Source organism: Acidobacteriota bacterium, assembly GCA_016716715.1.
GTDB lineage: Bacteria > Acidobacteriota > Thermoanaerobaculia > UBA5066 > UBA5066 > Fen-183.
Window position 1 is genome coordinate 291,152 of sequence record JADJVE010000002.1, and the last position, 16,829, is coordinate 307,980.

Annotated in this window: 16 protein-coding genes; 7 read left to right on the top strand and 9 right to left on the bottom strand. The window is 70.7% G+C overall.

The features are described 5' to 3' along the window. Positions 1–14: 14 nt before the first annotated feature. Genes IPL89_03850 through IPL89_03860 form a run of 3 tightly spaced genes read right to left on the bottom strand, consistent with a single transcriptional unit; the run spans position 15 to position 2,705 of the window. Complete coding sequence (locus tag IPL89_03850) at positions 15–1,592, bottom strand: GMC family oxidoreductase (GenBank protein MBK9062317.1); 1,578 nt, start codon at positions 1,590–1,592, stop codon at positions 15–17. Next, the gene (locus IPL89_03855) at positions 1,589–2,125 is read right to left on the bottom strand and encodes a gluconate 2-dehydrogenase subunit 3 family protein (protein ID MBK9062318.1); all 537 of its coding nucleotides are present in this window, start codon (positions 2,123–2,125) and stop codon (positions 1,589–1,591) included. The genes IPL89_03850 and IPL89_03855 overlap by 4 nt, the downstream gene beginning before the upstream one ends. Position 2,126: 1 nt before the next feature. Further along, the gene (locus tag IPL89_03860) at positions 2,127–2,705 is read right to left on the bottom strand and encodes a dTDP-4-dehydrorhamnose 3,5-epimerase family protein (protein ID MBK9062319.1); all 579 of its coding nucleotides are present in this window, start codon (positions 2,703–2,705) and stop codon (positions 2,127–2,129) included. Between the two features lie 81 nt (positions 2,706–2,786). On the opposite strand from IPL89_03860, the gene IPL89_03865 reads away from it, so the two are divergent. Both IPL89_03865 and IPL89_03870 read left to right on the top strand, forming a co-directional pair. Then, on the top strand, positions 2,787–4,313 hold the full coding sequence (locus tag IPL89_03865) for an amino acid permease (protein MBK9062320.1): 1,527 nt from the start codon (positions 2,787–2,789) through the stop codon (positions 4,311–4,313). Between the two features lies 1 nt (position 4,314). Then, on the top strand, positions 4,315–4,608 hold the full coding sequence (locus tag IPL89_03870; GenBank protein ID MBK9062321.1) for a hypothetical protein: 294 nt from the start codon (positions 4,315–4,317) through the stop codon (positions 4,606–4,608). 46 nt (positions 4,609–4,654) lie between these two features. Here IPL89_03870 and IPL89_03875 read toward each other — a convergent pair whose 3' ends face one another. Next, on the bottom strand, positions 4,655–6,973 hold the full coding sequence (locus IPL89_03875) for a hypothetical protein (protein MBK9062322.1): 2,319 nt from the start codon (positions 6,971–6,973) through the stop codon (positions 4,655–4,657). A gap of 76 nt (positions 6,974–7,049) precedes the next feature. Between IPL89_03875 and pcnB the strand changes: the two genes are divergently transcribed. Continuing rightward, on the top strand, positions 7,050–8,414 hold the full coding sequence (gene pcnB / locus IPL89_03880; protein ID MBK9062323.1) for a polynucleotide adenylyltransferase PcnB: 1,365 nt from the start codon (positions 7,050–7,052) through the stop codon (positions 8,412–8,414). Between the two features lie 4 nt (positions 8,415–8,418). Here pcnB and IPL89_03885 read toward each other — a convergent pair whose 3' ends face one another. Beyond that, positions 8,419–9,183, bottom strand: a complete 765-nt coding sequence (locus IPL89_03885) for a hypothetical protein (protein ID MBK9062324.1) — start codon at positions 9,181–9,183, stop codon at positions 8,419–8,421. A 17-nt stretch (positions 9,184–9,200) separates the two neighbouring features. On the opposite strand from IPL89_03885, the gene IPL89_03890 reads away from it, so the two are divergent. Further along, entirely contained in the window at positions 9,201–10,331 is a 1,131-nt protein-coding gene (locus IPL89_03890) for a beta-lactamase family protein (protein ID MBK9062325.1), read from the top strand. A gap of 7 nt (positions 10,332–10,338) precedes the next feature. Here IPL89_03890 and IPL89_03895 read toward each other — a convergent pair whose 3' ends face one another. The 3 genes from IPL89_03895 to IPL89_03905 form a co-directional block, all read right to left on the bottom strand. Then, the gene (locus tag IPL89_03895) at positions 10,339–11,268 is read right to left on the bottom strand and encodes a hypothetical protein (protein MBK9062326.1); all 930 of its coding nucleotides are present in this window, start codon (positions 11,266–11,268) and stop codon (positions 10,339–10,341) included. Next, a complete protein-coding gene (gene typA / locus IPL89_03900) occupies positions 11,265–13,106 on the bottom strand; it encodes a translational GTPase TypA (GenBank protein MBK9062327.1) in 1,842 nt (613 codons plus the stop codon). Before typA ends, IPL89_03895 begins: the two co-directional genes overlap by 4 nt. A 61-nt stretch (positions 13,107–13,167) precedes the next feature. Further along, positions 13,168–13,491, bottom strand: a complete 324-nt coding sequence (locus IPL89_03905; protein MBK9062328.1) for a hypothetical protein — start codon at positions 13,489–13,491, stop codon at positions 13,168–13,170. A gap of 94 nt (positions 13,492–13,585) precedes the next feature. On the opposite strand from IPL89_03905, the gene IPL89_03910 reads away from it, so the two are divergent. After that, complete coding sequence (locus tag IPL89_03910) at positions 13,586–14,701, top strand: alpha/beta fold hydrolase (protein ID MBK9062329.1); 1,116 nt, start codon at positions 13,586–13,588, stop codon at positions 14,699–14,701. On the opposite strand, the gene IPL89_03915 is transcribed toward IPL89_03910, so the two are convergent. Further along, on the bottom strand, positions 14,679–15,302 hold the full coding sequence (locus tag IPL89_03915) for a hypothetical protein (protein MBK9062330.1): 624 nt from the start codon (positions 15,300–15,302) through the stop codon (positions 14,679–14,681). The genes IPL89_03910 and IPL89_03915 overlap by 23 nt on opposite strands. Positions 15,303–15,397: 95 nt before the next feature. Between IPL89_03915 and IPL89_03920 the strand changes: the two genes are divergently transcribed. Both IPL89_03920 and IPL89_03925 read left to right on the top strand, forming a co-directional pair. After that, positions 15,398–16,036 (top strand): sigma-70 family RNA polymerase sigma factor, encoded by a 639-nt coding sequence (locus tag IPL89_03920; GenBank protein ID MBK9062331.1) that lies wholly within the window; start codon positions 15,398–15,400, stop codon positions 16,034–16,036. Further along, entirely contained in the window at positions 16,033–16,818 is a 786-nt protein-coding gene (locus IPL89_03925; GenBank protein ID MBK9062332.1) for a hypothetical protein, read from the top strand. The genes IPL89_03920 and IPL89_03925 overlap by 4 nt, the downstream gene beginning before the upstream one ends. The last annotated feature ends 11 nt before the right edge of the window (positions 16,819–16,829 follow it).

The following is a 16,829-nucleotide window of genomic DNA, read 5'->3' on the forward strand; positions in this document are numbered from 1 at the left end:
CGGCTCGGGCCGCTTCAGCCGGTCGCGATCATTCGCTCGGCCGACGCCGCGACGATGCCGAGGATCGAGAGCTGCGGGTTGACGCCGAGCGACGTCGGGAAGACGGAGCCGTCGAAGACCCAGAGGTTCGCGAGATGGTGGTGGCGGAGGTTTCCGTCCACGACGGAGGCCTTCGGGTCCGCCCCTGCGGCGCAACCGCCCATCTGGTGCGCCGTGAAGACGCCGAGGAGATTCGGTCCGAAGGGCCGCTCGTCGATGAATCGGAGGTCGCGCTCCCCGCGGACCACCACGGGGTCCTTGTGCAGCGTCCGGACCTCGCGCGCGCCGGCGGCGAGCTGGATGCGTGCCGAGACCTTCATCGCCTCGCGCATCGCCTCCGCGTGGGTCTCCCCGAGCGGGTAGCGAATCGACAAACGCTTTCCGCCTTCCCGGAGGGACACCGTCCCTCCCTCGTCGTCCGGCAGGAAGCCGTCGCGCAGGAGCGCGATGACGGCGTTCGTCCTGGAGAGGAGCTTCATGCCCTCGCGGTGCGCCGCGCCGAATCCCGAGAGCGCGAGCGAGGCGAGCATCGGGTGGAGGGGCGGCACCTCGAGGAAAAAGCCGGTCCGGCCCGGTCTCTCGATGAAGGCGTGCGAGGCGACGGACTGCGGCGCGCCGTAGTAGGGGTCGATGCGCCGGTCGAAGAGAGCGATCGTCGCGACGACCGGGTGGAGAAACGTCCGCTTGCCGACGCGTCCATGGGGATCCGGCAGCCCCGAGCGCAGGAGAAGAGCGGGCGAGTTGATCGCGCCGCCCGCGACGACGAACCGCGCGGCCGAGACCGTCACGCGCCGGCCCGTGGGCCGATCCGTCGCGGGGTCGAGGACCTCGGCCTCCACGGCCGTGACGCGCTCCTTGCGCGCGTCGAGGACGAGGCGCACGGCGCGGCAGTCCGCATACACGCGCGCGCCCCGCTCGGCCGCGTCGGGCAGGTACGTCAGGGCCATCCCGCGCTTGGCATTCGTCGGGCAGCCCATCCCGCAGGCGCCCGTCTGCAGGCACGACACGACGTTTCGCCTCAGGAGCTCGGTCCCGATCCCGAGCTTCTTCGCGCCCTCCATGAGCACGGCGTTGTTGTCGTTGACCTCCGCGGCGTCGACCACGTGGACGTTGAGGCGCTTCTCGACCTCGTCCCAGTGCGGGCCGAAGCGCTCCGCGGTGAAGTCGGAGAGCCCGTGGCGCTCGCGCCAGAGAGCGAGGGTCGCCTCCGGGGTGCGGAAGCACGTCGTCCAGTTCACGAGGGTGCCGCCCCCGACGCCGCGCCCCTGCAGGATCGTGATCGAGAGGTCGTCCGTCGCGCGGTTGCCGTGGTCCTGATAGAGCTTCGGGTAGGCCTCGGCCTCCTGCATGTGGAAGTCGGCCTTCCGCGTGAACGAGCCGCCCTCCTCGAGGAGGATCACGCGCGCGCCCGCCGCCGCGAGGCGCGCGGCGGCGATCGCGCCGCCCGGGCCGGAGCCCACCACGCAGACGTCGGCCGAGAGCACGAGATTCGAGCCGATCTCGCGCCCGCGCATGAGGTTCGCGATCGGGCGGTCCGCCGCGAGGAGCTTCACTCGATCTCTCCAAAGGGCAGTTCGGGCGGCCCGGGGTACCCGGTCGCGGGCCAGCTCTCGGGCGCCGCGTAGTAGCACGCGCACGCGAGGCGCTTCATCGCCTGGTAGCCGGACCGGAAGACCGCGACGCGCGATCCGGCCCACGCCGCGAGGCGCTCGTCCTGTCGGCGTTCGCGCGAGGCCGTGAACGTCTCGTAGCCCGTCCGCGTCACGGCGCCCGTCAGCGCGTTCTCGAAGAGACGCAGGAGCCGCCGGAACTCGACCTGCACGGAGTCCGGCCATTGCGCCATCGCGTCGTCCGCGCGGCCCGCGACGTCCACGGCGTCGGTCGCCGGCGAATCCCCGTCCACCGCGACGATGCGCGCGGCGACGGCCGCGAAGATCGCGTACTCGTCGGGGGAGAGAACAGAAAGAGCGGCGCGCGGCTTCGCCGCGCGGAGAGTTCTTCGAAATGCAAGGAAGGCACCGCCGCCGAGCGCGAGCAGCGCCGTCCCCAGCAGACCCTTCCTAAGAAATCCCCTGCGGGATTCCATTTCAGCCGTTCGGGACGTCCCAGAGGTCCTTCACCGCGGGGTGGTCCCACGCGATGCGCCATTCGTCGGGGTCCTTGACGTCGAACGTGCGCGTCACGATGTAGAAGAGCGCGCACGGATTCGTGAGGGGGCGGTAGCCGTGGGCGACGCCCTCGGGGATGCGCACGAGCAGGTCCTGCCCGTCGCCCGCGACGAGGACCTGCGTCGCGCCGTACGTCGGCGAGTCCTTCCGGACGTCGAAGAGGACGAACTTCGCCTTGTACGGGTGCGGGCAGTACCACACGTCCTCCTGCTTGAGGTGGTAGTGCAGCCCCTTGACGTGGTTCTCCGCGTTCACGATCGTGAAGTTGATCTGCGCGACGGGAACGTCCTTGAAAAAGTCGGCGAGCGCCTCGCTCCCGGGGTGGTCGGCCTTCGCGCGGTAGATCTCCTGGAAGAAGCCCCGGTCGTCCACGAAGCGCGGCACGCGGTGGACCTTGACGCCGTGGATCTGGGTCTTCGCCCCGTAGGACTTGACCTCCGTGCGGTACTCCTCGGCGATCGCGGACGGCGGCAGCACGGGTGTCGGCGGAACGGTCATGCGGATCCTCTGAGACGGATTCTATGGTGTTATCGTCCGGACGTTCCGTACCACTCAAGATCGGGAAGAGGAGGTCGACACGTGGCCCAGAATTCCCTGTTCGCGACGAAGTCCGTCGCGCAGCTGCTCGCGGAAGGCTCCGAAGAGGGCGAGCACAGTCTCAAGCGCGCGCTCGGGCGCTGGTCGCTCGTGGCGATCGGCATCGGCGCGATCATCGGCGCCGGCATCTTCGTCATGACGGGGATCGGCGCCCACGGTTCCCTCAACCCGGACGGCACCGTGAAGATCCTCGGCGCCGGCCCCGCGCTCGCCCTGTCGTTCGTCCTCGCCGGCATCGCGTGCGTCTTCGCGGGACTCTGCTACGCGGAGTTCGCGTCGATGATCCCGCTCGCGGGCTCGGCGTACACCTACGCATACGCGACGCTCGGCGAGCTCTTCGCGTGGATCATCGGGTGGGACCTCGTCCTCGAATACATGATGGGCGCCGCAACCGTGTCGGTCGGGTGGTCCGGCTACTGCGTGAAATTCCTGAAACTGTTCGGGATCCACTTGCCGGAGTGGATGACGAACGACTGGATCACCTACAGCCGCGGCGCCGCGGCTGCGCTCGCGGAGGGGCACCCCTGGCCGGCCCCGCCGTCGATCGCGGGCATCCCGATCGTCTTCAATCTGCTCGCGCTCGGCGCCGTCCTCCTCGTGACGGCCGTCCTCGCGCGGGGCATCCAGGAGTCGGCGAAGTTCAACGCCGGCATCGTCGCCACGAAAACGGCCGTCGTCGTGATGGTCATCATCGTGGGCGCGTTCTTCGTGAAGGCCGCGAACTGGGGCACGGGCTGGTCCGACTTCGCGCCGAACGGCTTCGCGGGCATCGCCTCGGGAGCCGCGTACATCTTCTTCGCGTACATCGGCTTCGACGCGATCTCGACGACGGCGCAGGAGGCCAAGAACCCCCAGAAGGACATGCCCTTCGGGATCATCGGTTCGCTCGCCGTCTGCACCGTCCTCTACATCGCGGTCGCGCTCGTTCTGACGGGCATGGTCCACTGGTCGAAGATCGACCTCAAGGCGCCCATCGCGCAGGCCTTCGAGAGCTACGGGCTCGGCTGGGCGGTCTTCCTCATCACGGGTGGCGCGCTCGCGGGCCTGACGTCCGTCATGCTCGTCATGCTCCTCGGCCAGACGCGCGTCTTCTTCGCGATGTCGCGCGACGGCCTCCTCCCGACGAAGGTCTTCGGCGAGATCCACACGAAGTTCCGGACGCCCTTCAAGATGACGTGGATCGTCGGCTGCGTCTGCGCGCTCCTCGGGGCCTTCACGCCGATCGACGACCTCGGCCAGATGGTGAACATCGGGACGCTCCTCGCGTTCGTGATCGTCTGCCTGGCGGTCATCATCCTCCGGCGCACGAACCCGGACGCCCACCGTCCGTTCCGGACGCCGTTCGTGCCCGCCGTCCCGATCCTCGGGGCCGTTTTCTGCCTCTACCTCATGACGAACCTCGGCTGGCACACCTGGGCCCGCCTCGTGATCTGGCTCGCGATCGGCCTCGTGATCTTCTTCGCCTACAGCCGCAAGAACTCGCACCTGACGGCCGGACGCACGAACTGACGTGAAGCGCGCGGCGCTCCTGATCCTCCTGGTGGGAGCGCCGCTCGTCCTCGTCTTCTTCCCCGAAATCCGCCGCCGCATCGCACACAAGATGCGGTTCCTGCTGCTCCTGTGGTCGGGGGCTGTGCTGTTTTTTGGCTTGATAGGGGGACCGGGGAGAGAGAATTTCTTTGAAAGGTTAGGAGGGGGAGACGCGCAGGCCGTGTGGGCGCTGCTCGGCGTGGCGCTCTTCGCAGCCGCGTTCGCCTCCGTTTTCCGGGATTTCCGAACCTCTTCACCTTCTAAGAAATCCTGATCTTCTTCTTCCAGCGCGAAGCGCTGCAGAATCCTCCTCCGAATCTCTACTCGAACGCGATGCGGTCGACCGCGACGCCGAGGGTGCGGGCGTCGTCGCCCTTTCCGAGCGCCTTCGGGACCTCCGTGGCCGCGTGGATCTCGATCCGCGCGCACTCGAGGCCCGAGAGGAAGCCGGCCGCAACCGGCGCGAGCGGCGCCGAGACCTCGGCGAGGCCCGTCCCCACGCGCACCGCGGCCGCGAAGACCCCGTTCACGTAGATCGCGACGTCCTTCGGCGCCGCGACGGCGCGCGCACGCAGCACGACGCGCGCCGGCGTGAAGCCGGGCTGCGGGGCCCAGGCGAGAGAGGCGGAGCCTTTCGTCCAGCGGAGGTCGAGGCCCGTGTCCGCGATCTTCTCGCGCGGCCAGAAGCCGTCCGGGTCGTACCGCCCGTCGTCCGGCGCCCCGAGGTCCGCGACGAGGCGCCCGCCCTGCCGCATCCACGCGTGCTCGGGAGGACGCGAGAACGTGGACTCGAGGAACGTGAAGCAGCCCTTCGCGGGCCGCGCCGCGCCGGGAGCGGGCGGAAGGTCCACGGGCCGGTCGCAGGTGATCACGTACTCCGCCGGCCCGGGCATCGGCCCGAAGACGGGACGGTCGAGGATCGTCATGTCGAACGGCCCGGGCTCGACGACACGCGAGACGAGGACCCTCCCCGAGCCCGCTTCCGAAACGGTGAGCGTCGCCGGGCCTCCCCCGCCCGGCCGCTCGCCCGACAGCGTCGCGGAGAGCGGGCCCTGATCCTGCGCGACGATGAGGCGCGCGGACGGCCCGGCCCACCGGAACGAGGGCTTCCCGGGCGCGCTTTCCTTCGGCCCGAAGCCGGGACCGAAGAGCGGTGGCGCGGGGTCGCGGACGGCGACGACGAGGAGGCGCCGGTTGCCGAGCATCTCGGCCACACGGCCGCCGCGCAGCCACGTCTTCCAGAGCGGGTCGCGGCGGTCCGGCGGCTCGGGCTCGGCCGTGAAGTCCGCGAGACGCACGAGGCGCTTGTTCGTCTGGCGCGGCGCCGAGGCGATCTCCGCGTCGGTGTAGCCCCACGCGACGAGCCGGCCCTCCCACCGCTCGGTCCGGAGGAAGGAATGGAAATCCTCGTCCGCGACGATCGTCTCGCGGCCCGGGTGGACCCAGCGCTCGAGCGTCCGGATCGCCGCGATCGGCGGGGTCTCCTCGTGCGCGCTCGCCACGACGTCGGGCCACGCTTCGCGGGCGTAGAGGCCCGCTCCGAGCAGCGCCGCACCGAACGCGAGCGGCCCCTTCCGGAGGACGCCCTCCAGCCCCGCGCCCACCGCGAGCGCGAGCACGACGGCGAACGGGACCGAGTAGCGGGACATGGCGCGGCTGTGCAGGAACCAGAGCGACAGAAACGTCGGCACGAGGATCACGACGAGGTCCACGACGCCCCGGCGCCGCCTGAGGAAGAGCGCGACGAGCCCGATCGCCGCGACGAGAAACACGGCTGCCGCGCGCCGCGGCGAGAGGAAGTCGCGCACGAGGAACGAGTCCGCGAACGTTCCGAACGTGCCGGTCGCGAAGGCGTGCGCGCGAAAACCCGCGCGCTCGGTAACGGACGCCACGAGCCCGGCCCAGCCGCCCGCCTGGGCGAAGAGCCAGGCGGTCCAGGCGGCCGTCCCGGCGGCTCCGGCCCCGAGGAACGAGAGCACGGCGTCGCGGCGGTCCCACCGGGTGGCGAGGCGGCCCATCCAGAGAAGGAGCGCCGGTCCGAACGCGAGGACGAGGTGCGGCCGCACGCCCGCCCCGGCCGCGGCGAGGAGTCCCGCCGCGATGCACAGCAGGCGCGCGCGGCGCGCGGCGATCATCTCGCGCCAGCGCGTCTGGTTCGGCGATCGGCGCTCGTCGGCGAGCGCGAGGCACGCGAGCGCGCCGAGAAAGAACGCCGTGGCCGGGGTGTCCGAGAACGCGCGGCCGCCGTTCACCCAGACGACGGGAAGCGCGGCCGCGAACACGACGCCCGACAGCGCCGCCCACCCGCCCACGGTGCGGCAGCCCCAGGTCCACAGCGCGAAGAACCCGGCGGCGGCGAGAATCGTCGACGCCGTCGCGAGGGCGTTGAAAGGCGTCACGCAGAGCGGCAGGAACGCGCGTCCGAGGAGGATCCACACCGGAAAGCCGGGCGCCTGCGGCGAGAGGTCGAAAAGGTCGAAGTGCGTCACGGCGCCCGCGAAGACGGCCTCGTCGATCTCCCCCGGCGAGGCGGCGATCGCGAAGAAGCGCGAAGCGGCGACGCCGCCGAGGATGAGCCACACGAGAGCCTGCGGCGGCCGCCGTCGCCGCTCGCCGGCCCGCCCGATCCGACCTCTCACGCCGGGAAGTGTTCCATTTTTCGGTCCGCTTCGAAACCGTTACAATGCAGGGGATGTCGTTCCGGCAGCCCGCGGGATGACCGTTCCCCGCATCCTCCCTCGCGCCGAGCACCCCATTTCGCGCGGATACATCGATCCCGACGCTCTTCGGGTGCTCTACCGGCTGCATCGCGCCGGCTTCAAGGCGTATCTCGTGGGCGGCTCGGTGCGCGACCTCATGACGGGCCGCACCCCCAAGGACTTCGACGTCGGCACGGACGCGAAGCCGCAGGAGGTCCGGCGCCTGTTCCGGAACTCGCGCGTGATCGGGCGGCGCTTCCGCCTCGTCCACATCCTCTTCGAGGGGGGCAAGTTCGTCGAGGTGTCCACGTTCCGCAAGACGCCCGACGCCGTGCAGGGCGAACAGGGGCAGGAGGGGGACGAGGATCTCCTGATCCGCTCGGACAACATCTTCGGGGCGCCCGAGGAGGACGCGGTTCGCCGCGACTTCACGATCAACGGGCTCTTCTACGACATCGCGACCTACGCCGTCCTCGATTACGTCGGCGGCGTCGACGACCTCGGCGCCCGCGTCGTGCGCACGATCGGCGACCCGCTCATCCGGTTCCGCGAGGACCCCGTGCGCATGCTCCGGGCGTGCGAATTCGCGGCGCGCCTTTCCTTCGAGATGGCGCCCGACCTGCGCGCCGCGATCGACGAGCTTCGGCGCGAGGTGACGAAGAGCGCGGCCCCGCGCGTCACCGAGGAGCTTCTCGATCCGCTCCGCCGCGGCTGGGGGCACGACACCTACCGCCTCTGGTCGGGAACCGGCCTCTTCGGCGCGCTTCTGCCCGAGGTGGACGGCGAGGCGGGCGTGCACGCGCCCGAAAGCCCGGCGAAGGACGCATTCTGGGCGATGCTGCACGAGGCGGACGCCCGCACCGCGGGCGGCGAGCGGCTCGACGACGCGGCGCTGCTCGGCGTGCTCTTCCTCCCCGTCGTCCTCGCGGCCGTCCGGCGGCGCGGGCGCCCGGGCGCGAACGCGGGGCCCGAGCAGATCCTCCTCGTCCTCGAGGACGCCGTGAACCCGCTCGCGATCCGGATGTCGCTCCCGAACCACACGACGCACACGCTCAAGCAGGCGCTCTACACGATGGGGCGCCTCGCGTCGACGCGCCCGGCCGACCCCGCCGCGCGCCGCATCGTGGGCCGCCCGTACTTCCCCGCCGCGGTCACGCTGCTCTCCCTCTACGCCAAGGCGACGAACCGCTACCGCGAGGCCGCCGCCGCGTGGGAGGAGGTCGTCTCGCGCGGGGCCGGGACGCGCGTCCTGCACGGGACCCCGTTCCCCGACGCCCTCGTGCCGCCGCCCGAGCCCGGGCCGCTCGCCGCGGACGCCGGCCCCGCGCGCCGCAAGCGCCGCCGCCGCGGGCGCGGTCCGCGCCCCGCCGCCACGGCCTGATTCCTCAGCGCGCGCGGCGCTCGAGCCAGTCGGCGAGATCCGACTCCACGCGCGGGTAGTCGCCGCGCACGGTCTCGCGCATCGCCTCCTCGGCGGGCGTTCCCTCTCCGATGTGGTCGAGCAGGTGGCCGATCGCGCCCGGCCCGCGCGTGTCGCGCAGCATCTCGACCGCGGCGAGCGCCACGACGTAGCTCGTCCGCACCTGCCCGGTCGAGAAGCGCCGGAAGGACCCCTCGAGCGACGGGAGGCCGAACGTCTTCTCACGCCTCCACGCGTCGAGGAGCGCGGCCGCGTAGGGACCGGACGTCTTGCCCTCCTCGACCTGGGCGAGGCCCTCGTGGAGCCAGACGGGGGCGCGCCCGTTCGTCCGGGCGGCGACGAACGCGTGCGTCATCTCGTGCTTGAGAACGGCCATGAGCTGCGGCGTGACGCCCGTGAGCCCCTGCGCCGGGACGCGGACCTTCCCGTCGAAGAGTCCGCCCGACCAGTCGGGCGCCTGCGTCGCGAGCCGCCAGTCGCGCTCGGCGTAGACGACGACCTCGACCTTGCGGGGCGGAGCCGACCCGAGGCTCTGCACGAGGTCCGCGTACGCGCGCTCGAGCGCCGTGAGGAGCGAGCGCTCGACGCCGGGCTCGAGCCGCTGGCCGTCGTAGACGAGGAGAATGCTCGAGCTCGCGCGCTCGGAGAATCGCTCCTCGACGCGCTGCGCGGCCGCGGACGCGGCCGCGAGAAACACGAATGCGAATGCCGTTGTCGTGCGCCCCGCCATGCGCTCATCATAGAAGGATGAGGAAGAGGAAGATTCTTCGAGTGGTCCCGAGCGCGGGCGCGCGGATCGCCGCGCTTCTCGCGCTGCTTCTCGGGGTCGCGCCACGGGCGGCCGGCGCCGAAGAAGCGCAGCGGCCGCCCGCTGCAAAGGCTTCCCCCTCTTCACCTTCAAAGAAGTCTCCCTCTTCCTCTTCGGTTCTTTCTTCGGACCTCGCCCGCATCGCCGAAGCTGCCGTCAAGGACGGAAGGACCGCAGGCATCTCGTTCGTCGTGACGAAGGACGGCGCCGTCGTCGCCTCCGGGGCGTACGGATTCGCCGACCTCGAGAACCGCGTGCCCGCTGCCGTCGGCTCGGTGTACGCGATCGGATCGGTCACGAAGACGTTCACGGCCGCAGCCGTCCTGACCCTCGCCGACGAGGGGAAGCTCTCGCTCGACGACCCGCTCGGAAAGTTCGTCCCGTCCTTCCCCGAGCCGGGCCGGAGCGCCACCGTGCGCCAGCTCCTGAACCACACGTCGGGCATCCGGAACATGACGAGCCTCGGTCCGCGCTACTGGGCTCAGGCGGGCCGGGAGATCGAGCCGGCGGACCTCGTCGCGATCTTCGCGAACGAGCCCGCCGATTTCGCGCCGGGATCGGCGTACCGGTACAGCAACTCGGGGTACGTCCTCCTCGGTCTCGTCGTCGAGAAGGCGTCCGGAATGCCGTGGGGCGCGTTCGTGACGAAGAGGCTCCTCGTCCCGCTCGGCCTCGCCGGAACCCGCGACGGGCAGGGCGCGGCGCTCGTCCCGGCGCGCACGCGCGGGTATTCGCGATTGAAATCGGGCGGCTTCGAAAACGCCTGGCACGTGAGCCTCACGCAGGGCTACGCGGCGGGAGCGCTCCTCTCAACCGCTCCCGACGTCGCGGCGTGGATTCGGCGGTTCTCGTACGAATTCGGCGTCGGCGTCGACACGTTCGCGGGGCGGCGCCGCCTCTTCCACGGCGGCGGGCTTCCGGGGTTCGACGCGTGGGCCGCATACGTCCCCGGCGACGACCTCGCGGTCGCGGTCCTCTGCAACACCGACGGCGACACCGCGATGGAGGTCGCGGACGCGATGGCGGGCTTCGTCCTCGGCGAGCCCGGCGCGAAGACGCAGCGGCCCTGAACCGGACTCAGCGGCCGAGGACTCGCAGCTCGACCGAGACGACGTCGTCGAGGCCGCGCCCCGGCGCAGCGACGAGGCGCGGCGCGGCGCCGGAGACGTCGAGAGAAGGAGAAAGAGATGAAGAAGAGATTTCTGCGAATGAGAATACGGAGATCGCAGCGGATCGCGACGTGACGACGACGACCGAGGCAGCCGCCGCATCCGCCGCCGGCACCAGCCTTCGGAGCGAAAGCGCCCCCGATCCGGCCATGGCGCGGAGCTCCGCGAGGTCGTATTTCTTCGAAGGTGAAGAGGGGCTGGAGATCGTGAGAACGGCCGAGGCCGCTGCCGGGGCTTCCTTACTACTCGAAGAACATCCCTCCCGCTCTCTTCCGAAGATCGAGATCTCTCCGGCGGCGCTCTTCCCTTCCTCCCGCCACTCGAGCGTCTGCGGCGAGAGCGACATCGTGACCGCGAGGGGCGCGTTCGCCGCCGCCGAGAAGCACGTCGCCGCGGCCGTGCCGCCGGCCCAGTGGCCGGCCGGCGCCTTCACGAGCGTCATGCGGCAGTCGGGCCGCTCGCGCACGTCGCGCTCCGTGAAGACCGACAGCGCCTCCGGCTCGCGCCACTTGCCGCGCACGCCCGCGAGGTCGCGCGGCTCGTACACGCGGACCGCGACGCGCGCGCCATCGGCCTCCACCTTCAGGAAGCGCTGCAGGAACGGGGCGTCGGGGCGAGCGGACTTCGCCGCTTCGAGGTAGAAGACCGGCGCGTCGGCCGCGATCCTGTTCTTCGGGACGGCGGCGACCGAGAAGCGGACGCTCGCCGCGGGATCGCGCGAGACGTAAGAGCCCGGAAGAAGGCCCGCGACCTCGGCGGCCGCGGACGAGGGCTCGACCGCCGGTGCGCCGGCGGCCGGGAGGACCAGCGCGGCGGCGAGCGCCGCGCGGAGGATCACTCCTCGTCCTCCTCTTCCACCTTGCCCGCCCTCTTCTCGGAGACGCGCCGCATCGAGTGGTCGAGGATGCGCTTGCGGAGGCGGATCGACTTCGGCGTCACCTCGACGAGCTCGTCGTCCTCGATCCACTCGATCGCGAGCTCGAGCGGCATCAGGCGCGGCGGCGTGAGGCGGATCGCGAAGTCCGAGCCCGACGAGCGCATGTTCGTGAGGTGCTTCTTGACGCACGGGTTCACGACGAGGTCGTTCGGCCGGGCGCTTTCGCCGCAAATCATCCCGCCGTAGACCTCGATGCCGGGCGGCAGAAACAGCGTCGAACGCTCCTCGAGCCTCTCGAGCGAATGCGCCGTCGTCTCCCCGGCTTCCTTGCAGACCATGGCGCCCCGGCCCCGGCCCGTGACCTCGCCCTTGAAGGGCTCGTAGCCGTGGAAGTTGTGGTACAGGAGGCCCTCGCCCTTCGTGTCCGTCATGAACTCGTTGCGGTAGCCGAAGAGGCCGCGCGTCGGGATGTGAAAGTCGATGCGCACCCGGCCGGAGCCGTGGTTCGTCATGTTCGTCATCTCGGCCTTGCGCTGGCCGAGCTTCTCGATGACGGTGCCCATGGACGTCTCGGGGACGTCGATGACGAGATGCTCGATCGGCTCGCAGCTCCGCCCGTCGACTTCCTTGAGAATCACTTGAGGCCGGGACAGCGCGAACTCGAAGCCCTCGCGGCGCATCGTCTCGACGGTGATCGCGAGGTGCAGCTCGCCGCGGCCGGAGACCCGGAATGCGTCGGGGCTGTCGGTCTCCTCGACGCGCATCGCCACGTTCGTGCGAAGCTCCTTCTGGAGGCGCTCGCCGATGTTGCGGCTCGTCACGTACTTGCCCTCGCGGCCCGCGAAGGGCGAGTCGTTGACCCGGAACATCATGGAGACCGTCGGCTCGTCGACGTTGATGGGCGCGAGCGCGACGGGGTTCTCGAGGTCGGCCAGCGTCTCGCCGATCGTGACCTCGTCGATGCCCGAGATGACGACGAGGTCGCCGGCCTGCGCCTCCTCGACCTCGGCGCGCCTCAGGCCCTCGAACGCCATGAGCTTCGCGACCTTGCCCTTCGTGATGGAGCCGTCGAGCTTGCAGACCGAGACCTGCTGCCCGGGCTTGATCGTCCCGTTCACGATGCGGCCGATGAGGAGACGGCCCAGGTAGTTGTCGTAGTCGAGCGAGGCCACGAGAAGCTGGAGCGGAGCAGCGGGGTTGCCGCCGGGCTCCGGCACCTCCACGAGGATCGCGTCGAGCAGCGGCCGGACGTCCGTCTCGGTGTGGTCCACCTCGCGGCGCGCGAACCCGTGCTTGGCGGACGTGTACACGATCGGGAAATCCAGCTGCTCGTCGGTGGCGCCGAGGTCGACCATCAGGTCGAAGACCTCGTCGATGACCTGATGGGGGCGCGCGTCGGGCCGGTCGATCTTGTTCACGACGACGATCGGCTTGAGGCCGAGCTCGAAGGCTTTGCGAAGGACAAACCGGGTCTGCGGCATCGTGCCCTCGGCCGCGTCCACGACGAGGAGGACCGCGTCGACCATCTTGAGGACGCGCTCGACCTCGCCGCCGAAGTCGCTGTGCCCCGGCGTGTCGACGATGTTCACCTTCACGCCGTGGTACCGGATCGAGGTGTTCTTCGCGAGGATCGTGATTCCGCGCTCTTTCTCGAGGTCGTTGCTGTCCATGATCCGCTCGGTGCCCGAGACGGCCTCGTTCGCGCGGAAGGTGCCGGATTGTTTCAGGAGGCAGTCCACGAGCGTGGTCTTGCCATGGTCGACGTGCGCGATGATCGCGATGTTGCGGATTCCGGACATGGGGACCTGCTTTCGGAGCGCGGGGCCGGAAAACGGCCGCTTCGCGAGATTTCGCAGGATATCAGAGGAAGAGAAGAATTTCTTTGAAGGTGAAAGAGGCGGAGGGCGATAGGCTAACGCCTGTCAAATGAAAAATGCGGTCCGCCTCCTCACCAATTTCCTGGGAATTCTCTTCGTCGTCTTCCTCACGATCCTGGTCGGACGGGGCTTTCAGGCTCGAGGCCTGCCCGACCTCAAGCCGTGGCACCGTGCGGATCTCGGCGACGTGAAAGCGGGCGAATTGCCCGAAACGGCGACGCTCGCCGACTACCTGAGGCGCGAGGACGCGGTCTTCGCCGCATTGAAGACGAAAGTGCTTCGCGGGCGTCCCGGCCGGCGACCGCACGAACGCGAACCGGTATTTCGAGGGCGGACCGCTCGACCCGACGCGCCTCGGCGCCTCGGACGGAAACCGGACGTTCGAGCTCCGGCCGGAGACGATCCAGGGAGGCGCGCTCCTGCTCCACGGCCTCACGGACGGACCCTACAGCGTCAAGCCGATCGCCGAGACGCTCCGGAGGCTCGGCTACTACACCCTCGCGCCGCGTATGCCCGGCCACGGCACGGCGCCCGCGGGCCTCGTGTCCGCCGAGTGGCAGGACTGGATGAGCGTGGTCCGCCTCGCGGCCCGGCACGTGCGCGCGACAGCGGGCGCCGGCAAGCCGTTCGTCCTCGTCGGCTACTCGAACGGCGGCGCCCTCGCGGTCAAGTACGCGCAGGACGTCCTAGAGGGCTCGAGCCTTCCGCGGCCGGACCGGATCGTCCTGATGTCGCCGATGATCGGCGTGACGCCGTTCGCGGGCTTCGCCCGCGTCGCGATGCTCCTCCACCGCATCCCGTTCTTCGAAAAGAACGCGTGGCTCGACGTCGTCCCCGAGTACAACCCCTACAAGTACAACTCGTTTCCCGCGAACGCCGGGCTGCAGACGTACAGGCTCACGCAGGTGCTGAACGCGCAGACCGAGCGCCTCGCGGCCAGCGGCCGGCTGAAGGACCTCGCGCCCGTCCTCGCGTTTCAGTCGCTCGTCGACGCGACCGTCTCGACGGAGGCGATCGTCCACCGGCTCTACGACCGGCTGCCCGCGAACGGCAGTGAGCTCGTCCTCTTCGACGTCAACCGCGAGAGCACGCTCGCACCCTTCCTCACGCCGCCCGAGGAGAAGCTCCTCACCGACCTCAGGGCACGGACCGACCTCAAGTACCGCCTCACGGCGGTCACGAACGCGCGGCGGGACCTACGCGACGTCGTGGCCCGCTCCTGGGGACCCGGTCCGCCGCGATTCGAGGAAACGGCGCTCGGCCTCGCGTGGCCACCGGACGTCTTCTCCCTCTCGCACGTCGCGATCCCGTTCCCGGAGGGCGACGACCTCTATGGCCGGCTCGGGGAGCCTCCTCCGACGTTCGGCCTCAGGCTCGGGCGCATCGGGCCGCGCGGCGAGCGCGCGGTTCTCACCGTCCCGTTCGACCAGTGGATGCGCCTGACGTGGAACCCGTTCTTCCCGTACCTCGACGAGCGCGTCGCGGCGTGGGCCGCTATTTCTTCTTCAGGGCGCTGACGAGCCAGGGCACGAAGTCCTTGCCGGGAAGCGCGAGGTCGACGTTCATCGAGACGTCGCCCTCGGGGCGCCGCTGGAAGAGCAGCCGCGCGCGCGTGCCCGACTCGTAGTTCACGATCTCGCGCGAGAGCAGCCGGACTCCGTCGGGCAGAAGCTCGACGTCGAAGGCTCCCACCACGCCGTTCGAGAAGAGCCAGGTCGCGACGTACTTCCGCTTCTCGCGGTCGTACGCGAACCAGCCTTCCTCCTCCAGAGTCTCCTCGCGCCCGCCCTCGTCGGCGGCGATGAAAGTGCTCCCGCGGACGACGAAGAACGCGCCCGAGAGCTCGGGGCCGAATCGGGCGACTCGGCCGCCGAAGCGCGCGCCGAGGCTCGCGGTTCCGGTCCAGGATCCGGTCAGGAAGGCGAGCTCCTGGAACGGCTTCCAGGCGGGAGCGGCTGCGGCGGTTGTGGCAGGTGCCTGGGGCGCCGGCGTGGCGACCGGGGGCGGCGCCGGGCCGGCTGCCGGCGTTGCGGCCGGGGGCACGGCCGTCTGCCCCACGGCCGTCGCCGCGAAGAACATCAAGCCCATCAGCCACTTCGAGCCCACGCTCGCCTGCATCGAACCCCCGCTCCTGGTGGAATGCCCGGCGAATTATAGACTCGCCGAGGCCGGAACCTCCCGCGAGCCGTTTTCGTTTCAACCGAAGAGGACCGATGGCGACAGCCCCCCACCCTGATGCCGAGCTCGTCGCGCGCTGCAAGCGCGGAGACGACGGCGCCTGGGCGGACCTCGTGGCCGCCTACGGCAAGAAGATCTACGGCATCGCCTGGCACATGACGTACGACCGCGCGGAAGCCGAGGAGCTGACCCAGGAGTGCTTCCTGAAGGTCTGGCAGAACCTCGACCGCTACGAGCCCACCGAGGCGTCGCTCCTCGCGTGGATCGCGGCCCTCTCGCGCAATCTCTGCATCGACCACTACCGGCGGCGGCGGCGCGAGAAGGGGTTCTCGTTCGTCTCGGACGACGCGGTCTCGACGCTCCTCCCCTCCACGGACGACCCGCAGGCCGACGCGGTGCGCCGCGAGCGCGTCCGCCTCCTCCTCGACGCCATCGCCGAGCTTCCGGACGAGCTCGCGGAAGTCGTGATCCTCCGCGACCTCGACGGCCTCGACTACCGCGAGATCGGCGACCTCCTGAAGCTCGCCGACGGCACCGTGAAGTCGCGCCTGAATCGCGCGCGGATCGAGCTCGCGCGCGTCGTCCGCGCGCGCGTCGGCGCCGGAAACGACGGCCGGTCGCTCTACACGCCGTTCGCCCCGCGCGCAGGCGCGGCCACGGGGGGCGCGCGATGACCGCCGCCTGCCGGGCGTTCGAGCAGCGCCTCCTCGCGGCCCTCGACGGCGAGCCGGACACCGCCTCCCTCACCGCACGGGCCTGCGCCAAGGCAGACGCGCACGCCGTCGCCTGCGACGACTGCGCCGCGCTTGCGGCGCTCGTCGCGGGCCAGGCGGACGCCTTCAAGTTCCTCGCGCGGCCCGCCCCGTCCGAGGCGTTCCTCGCGCGCCTCGCGGACGAGCCCGACGACGCCGAGGGCCGTCAGACGACGTCGGAGGTTCTCGCGTTCCTGACACCCGGCGCCCTCGCGAAGCCCGAGCCCTCGCCGGCGCTCCTCGCGCGCCTCGAGGCTCTCCCGCGCGCGTCGGCTCCGGCCCCCGCCCCGTCCAACGTCCGGCGCGGCGCATTCGGTCGCCTGCGCCCGATCCTGACGGACTGGCGTTTCGCCGTGACCGCCGCCTACGCGGCGTCGATCCTGGTCTTCGCGCTCCTCAACGTGGACCCGATGGCCGCCGCGCGCGGCGCCGCGACCGACCTGACGGCCGCGGGCGAGCGCGCGCTCACGGACGCGCGCGTCGCCGCGGTGAAGCGCGTCGAGGACAGCGCGCTCGGGCGCTACGCCGCGCCGCTCACGAAGCGCCTCGACTACCGCGTCTACCGCGCGTTCGCCGCGGGCCGCGCGCGCGCGACCGCGTACTCCCAGCTCGTATTCGAGAAGGTCTTCGGCGGCTCCGTCGAGACCATGCAGTCCGCGGCCGCGCCCGCGCCGGAACCTTCTCCACGCATCCGACGTTCCTGAAGGCAAGGTGA

What these genes read in the sequence shown, in the direction of transcription:
- IPL89_03855 (MBK9062318.1), bottom strand. Translation starts at nt 2,125, where the DNA reads ATGGAATCCCGCAGGGGATTTCTTAGGAAGGGTCTGCTGGGGACGGCG.
- IPL89_03860 (MBK9062319.1), bottom strand. Translation starts at nt 2,705, where the DNA reads ATGACCGTTCCGCCGACACCCGTGCTGCCGCCGTCCGCGATCGCCGAG.
- pcnB (MBK9062323.1), top strand. Translation starts at nt 7,050, where the DNA reads ATGACCGTTCCCCGCATCCTCCCTCGCGCCGAGCACCCCATTTCGCGC.
- IPL89_03885 (MBK9062324.1), bottom strand. Translation starts at nt 9,183, where the DNA reads ATGGCGGGGCGCACGACAACGGCATTCGCATTCGTGTTTCTCGCGGCC.
- IPL89_03890 (MBK9062325.1), top strand. Translation starts at nt 9,201, where the DNA reads ATGAGGAAGAGGAAGATTCTTCGAGTGGTCCCGAGCGCGGGCGCGCGG.
- typA (MBK9062327.1), bottom strand. Translation starts at nt 13,106, where the DNA reads ATGTCCGGAATCCGCAACATCGCGATCATCGCGCACGTCGACCATGGC.
- IPL89_03915 (MBK9062330.1), bottom strand. Translation starts at nt 15,302, where the DNA reads ATGCAGGCGAGCGTGGGCTCGAAGTGGCTGATGGGCTTGATGTTCTTC.
- IPL89_03920 (MBK9062331.1), top strand. Translation starts at nt 15,398, where the DNA reads ATGGCGACAGCCCCCCACCCTGATGCCGAGCTCGTCGCGCGCTGCAAG.
- IPL89_03925 (MBK9062332.1), top strand. Translation starts at nt 16,033, where the DNA reads ATGACCGCCGCCTGCCGGGCGTTCGAGCAGCGCCTCCTCGCGGCCCTC.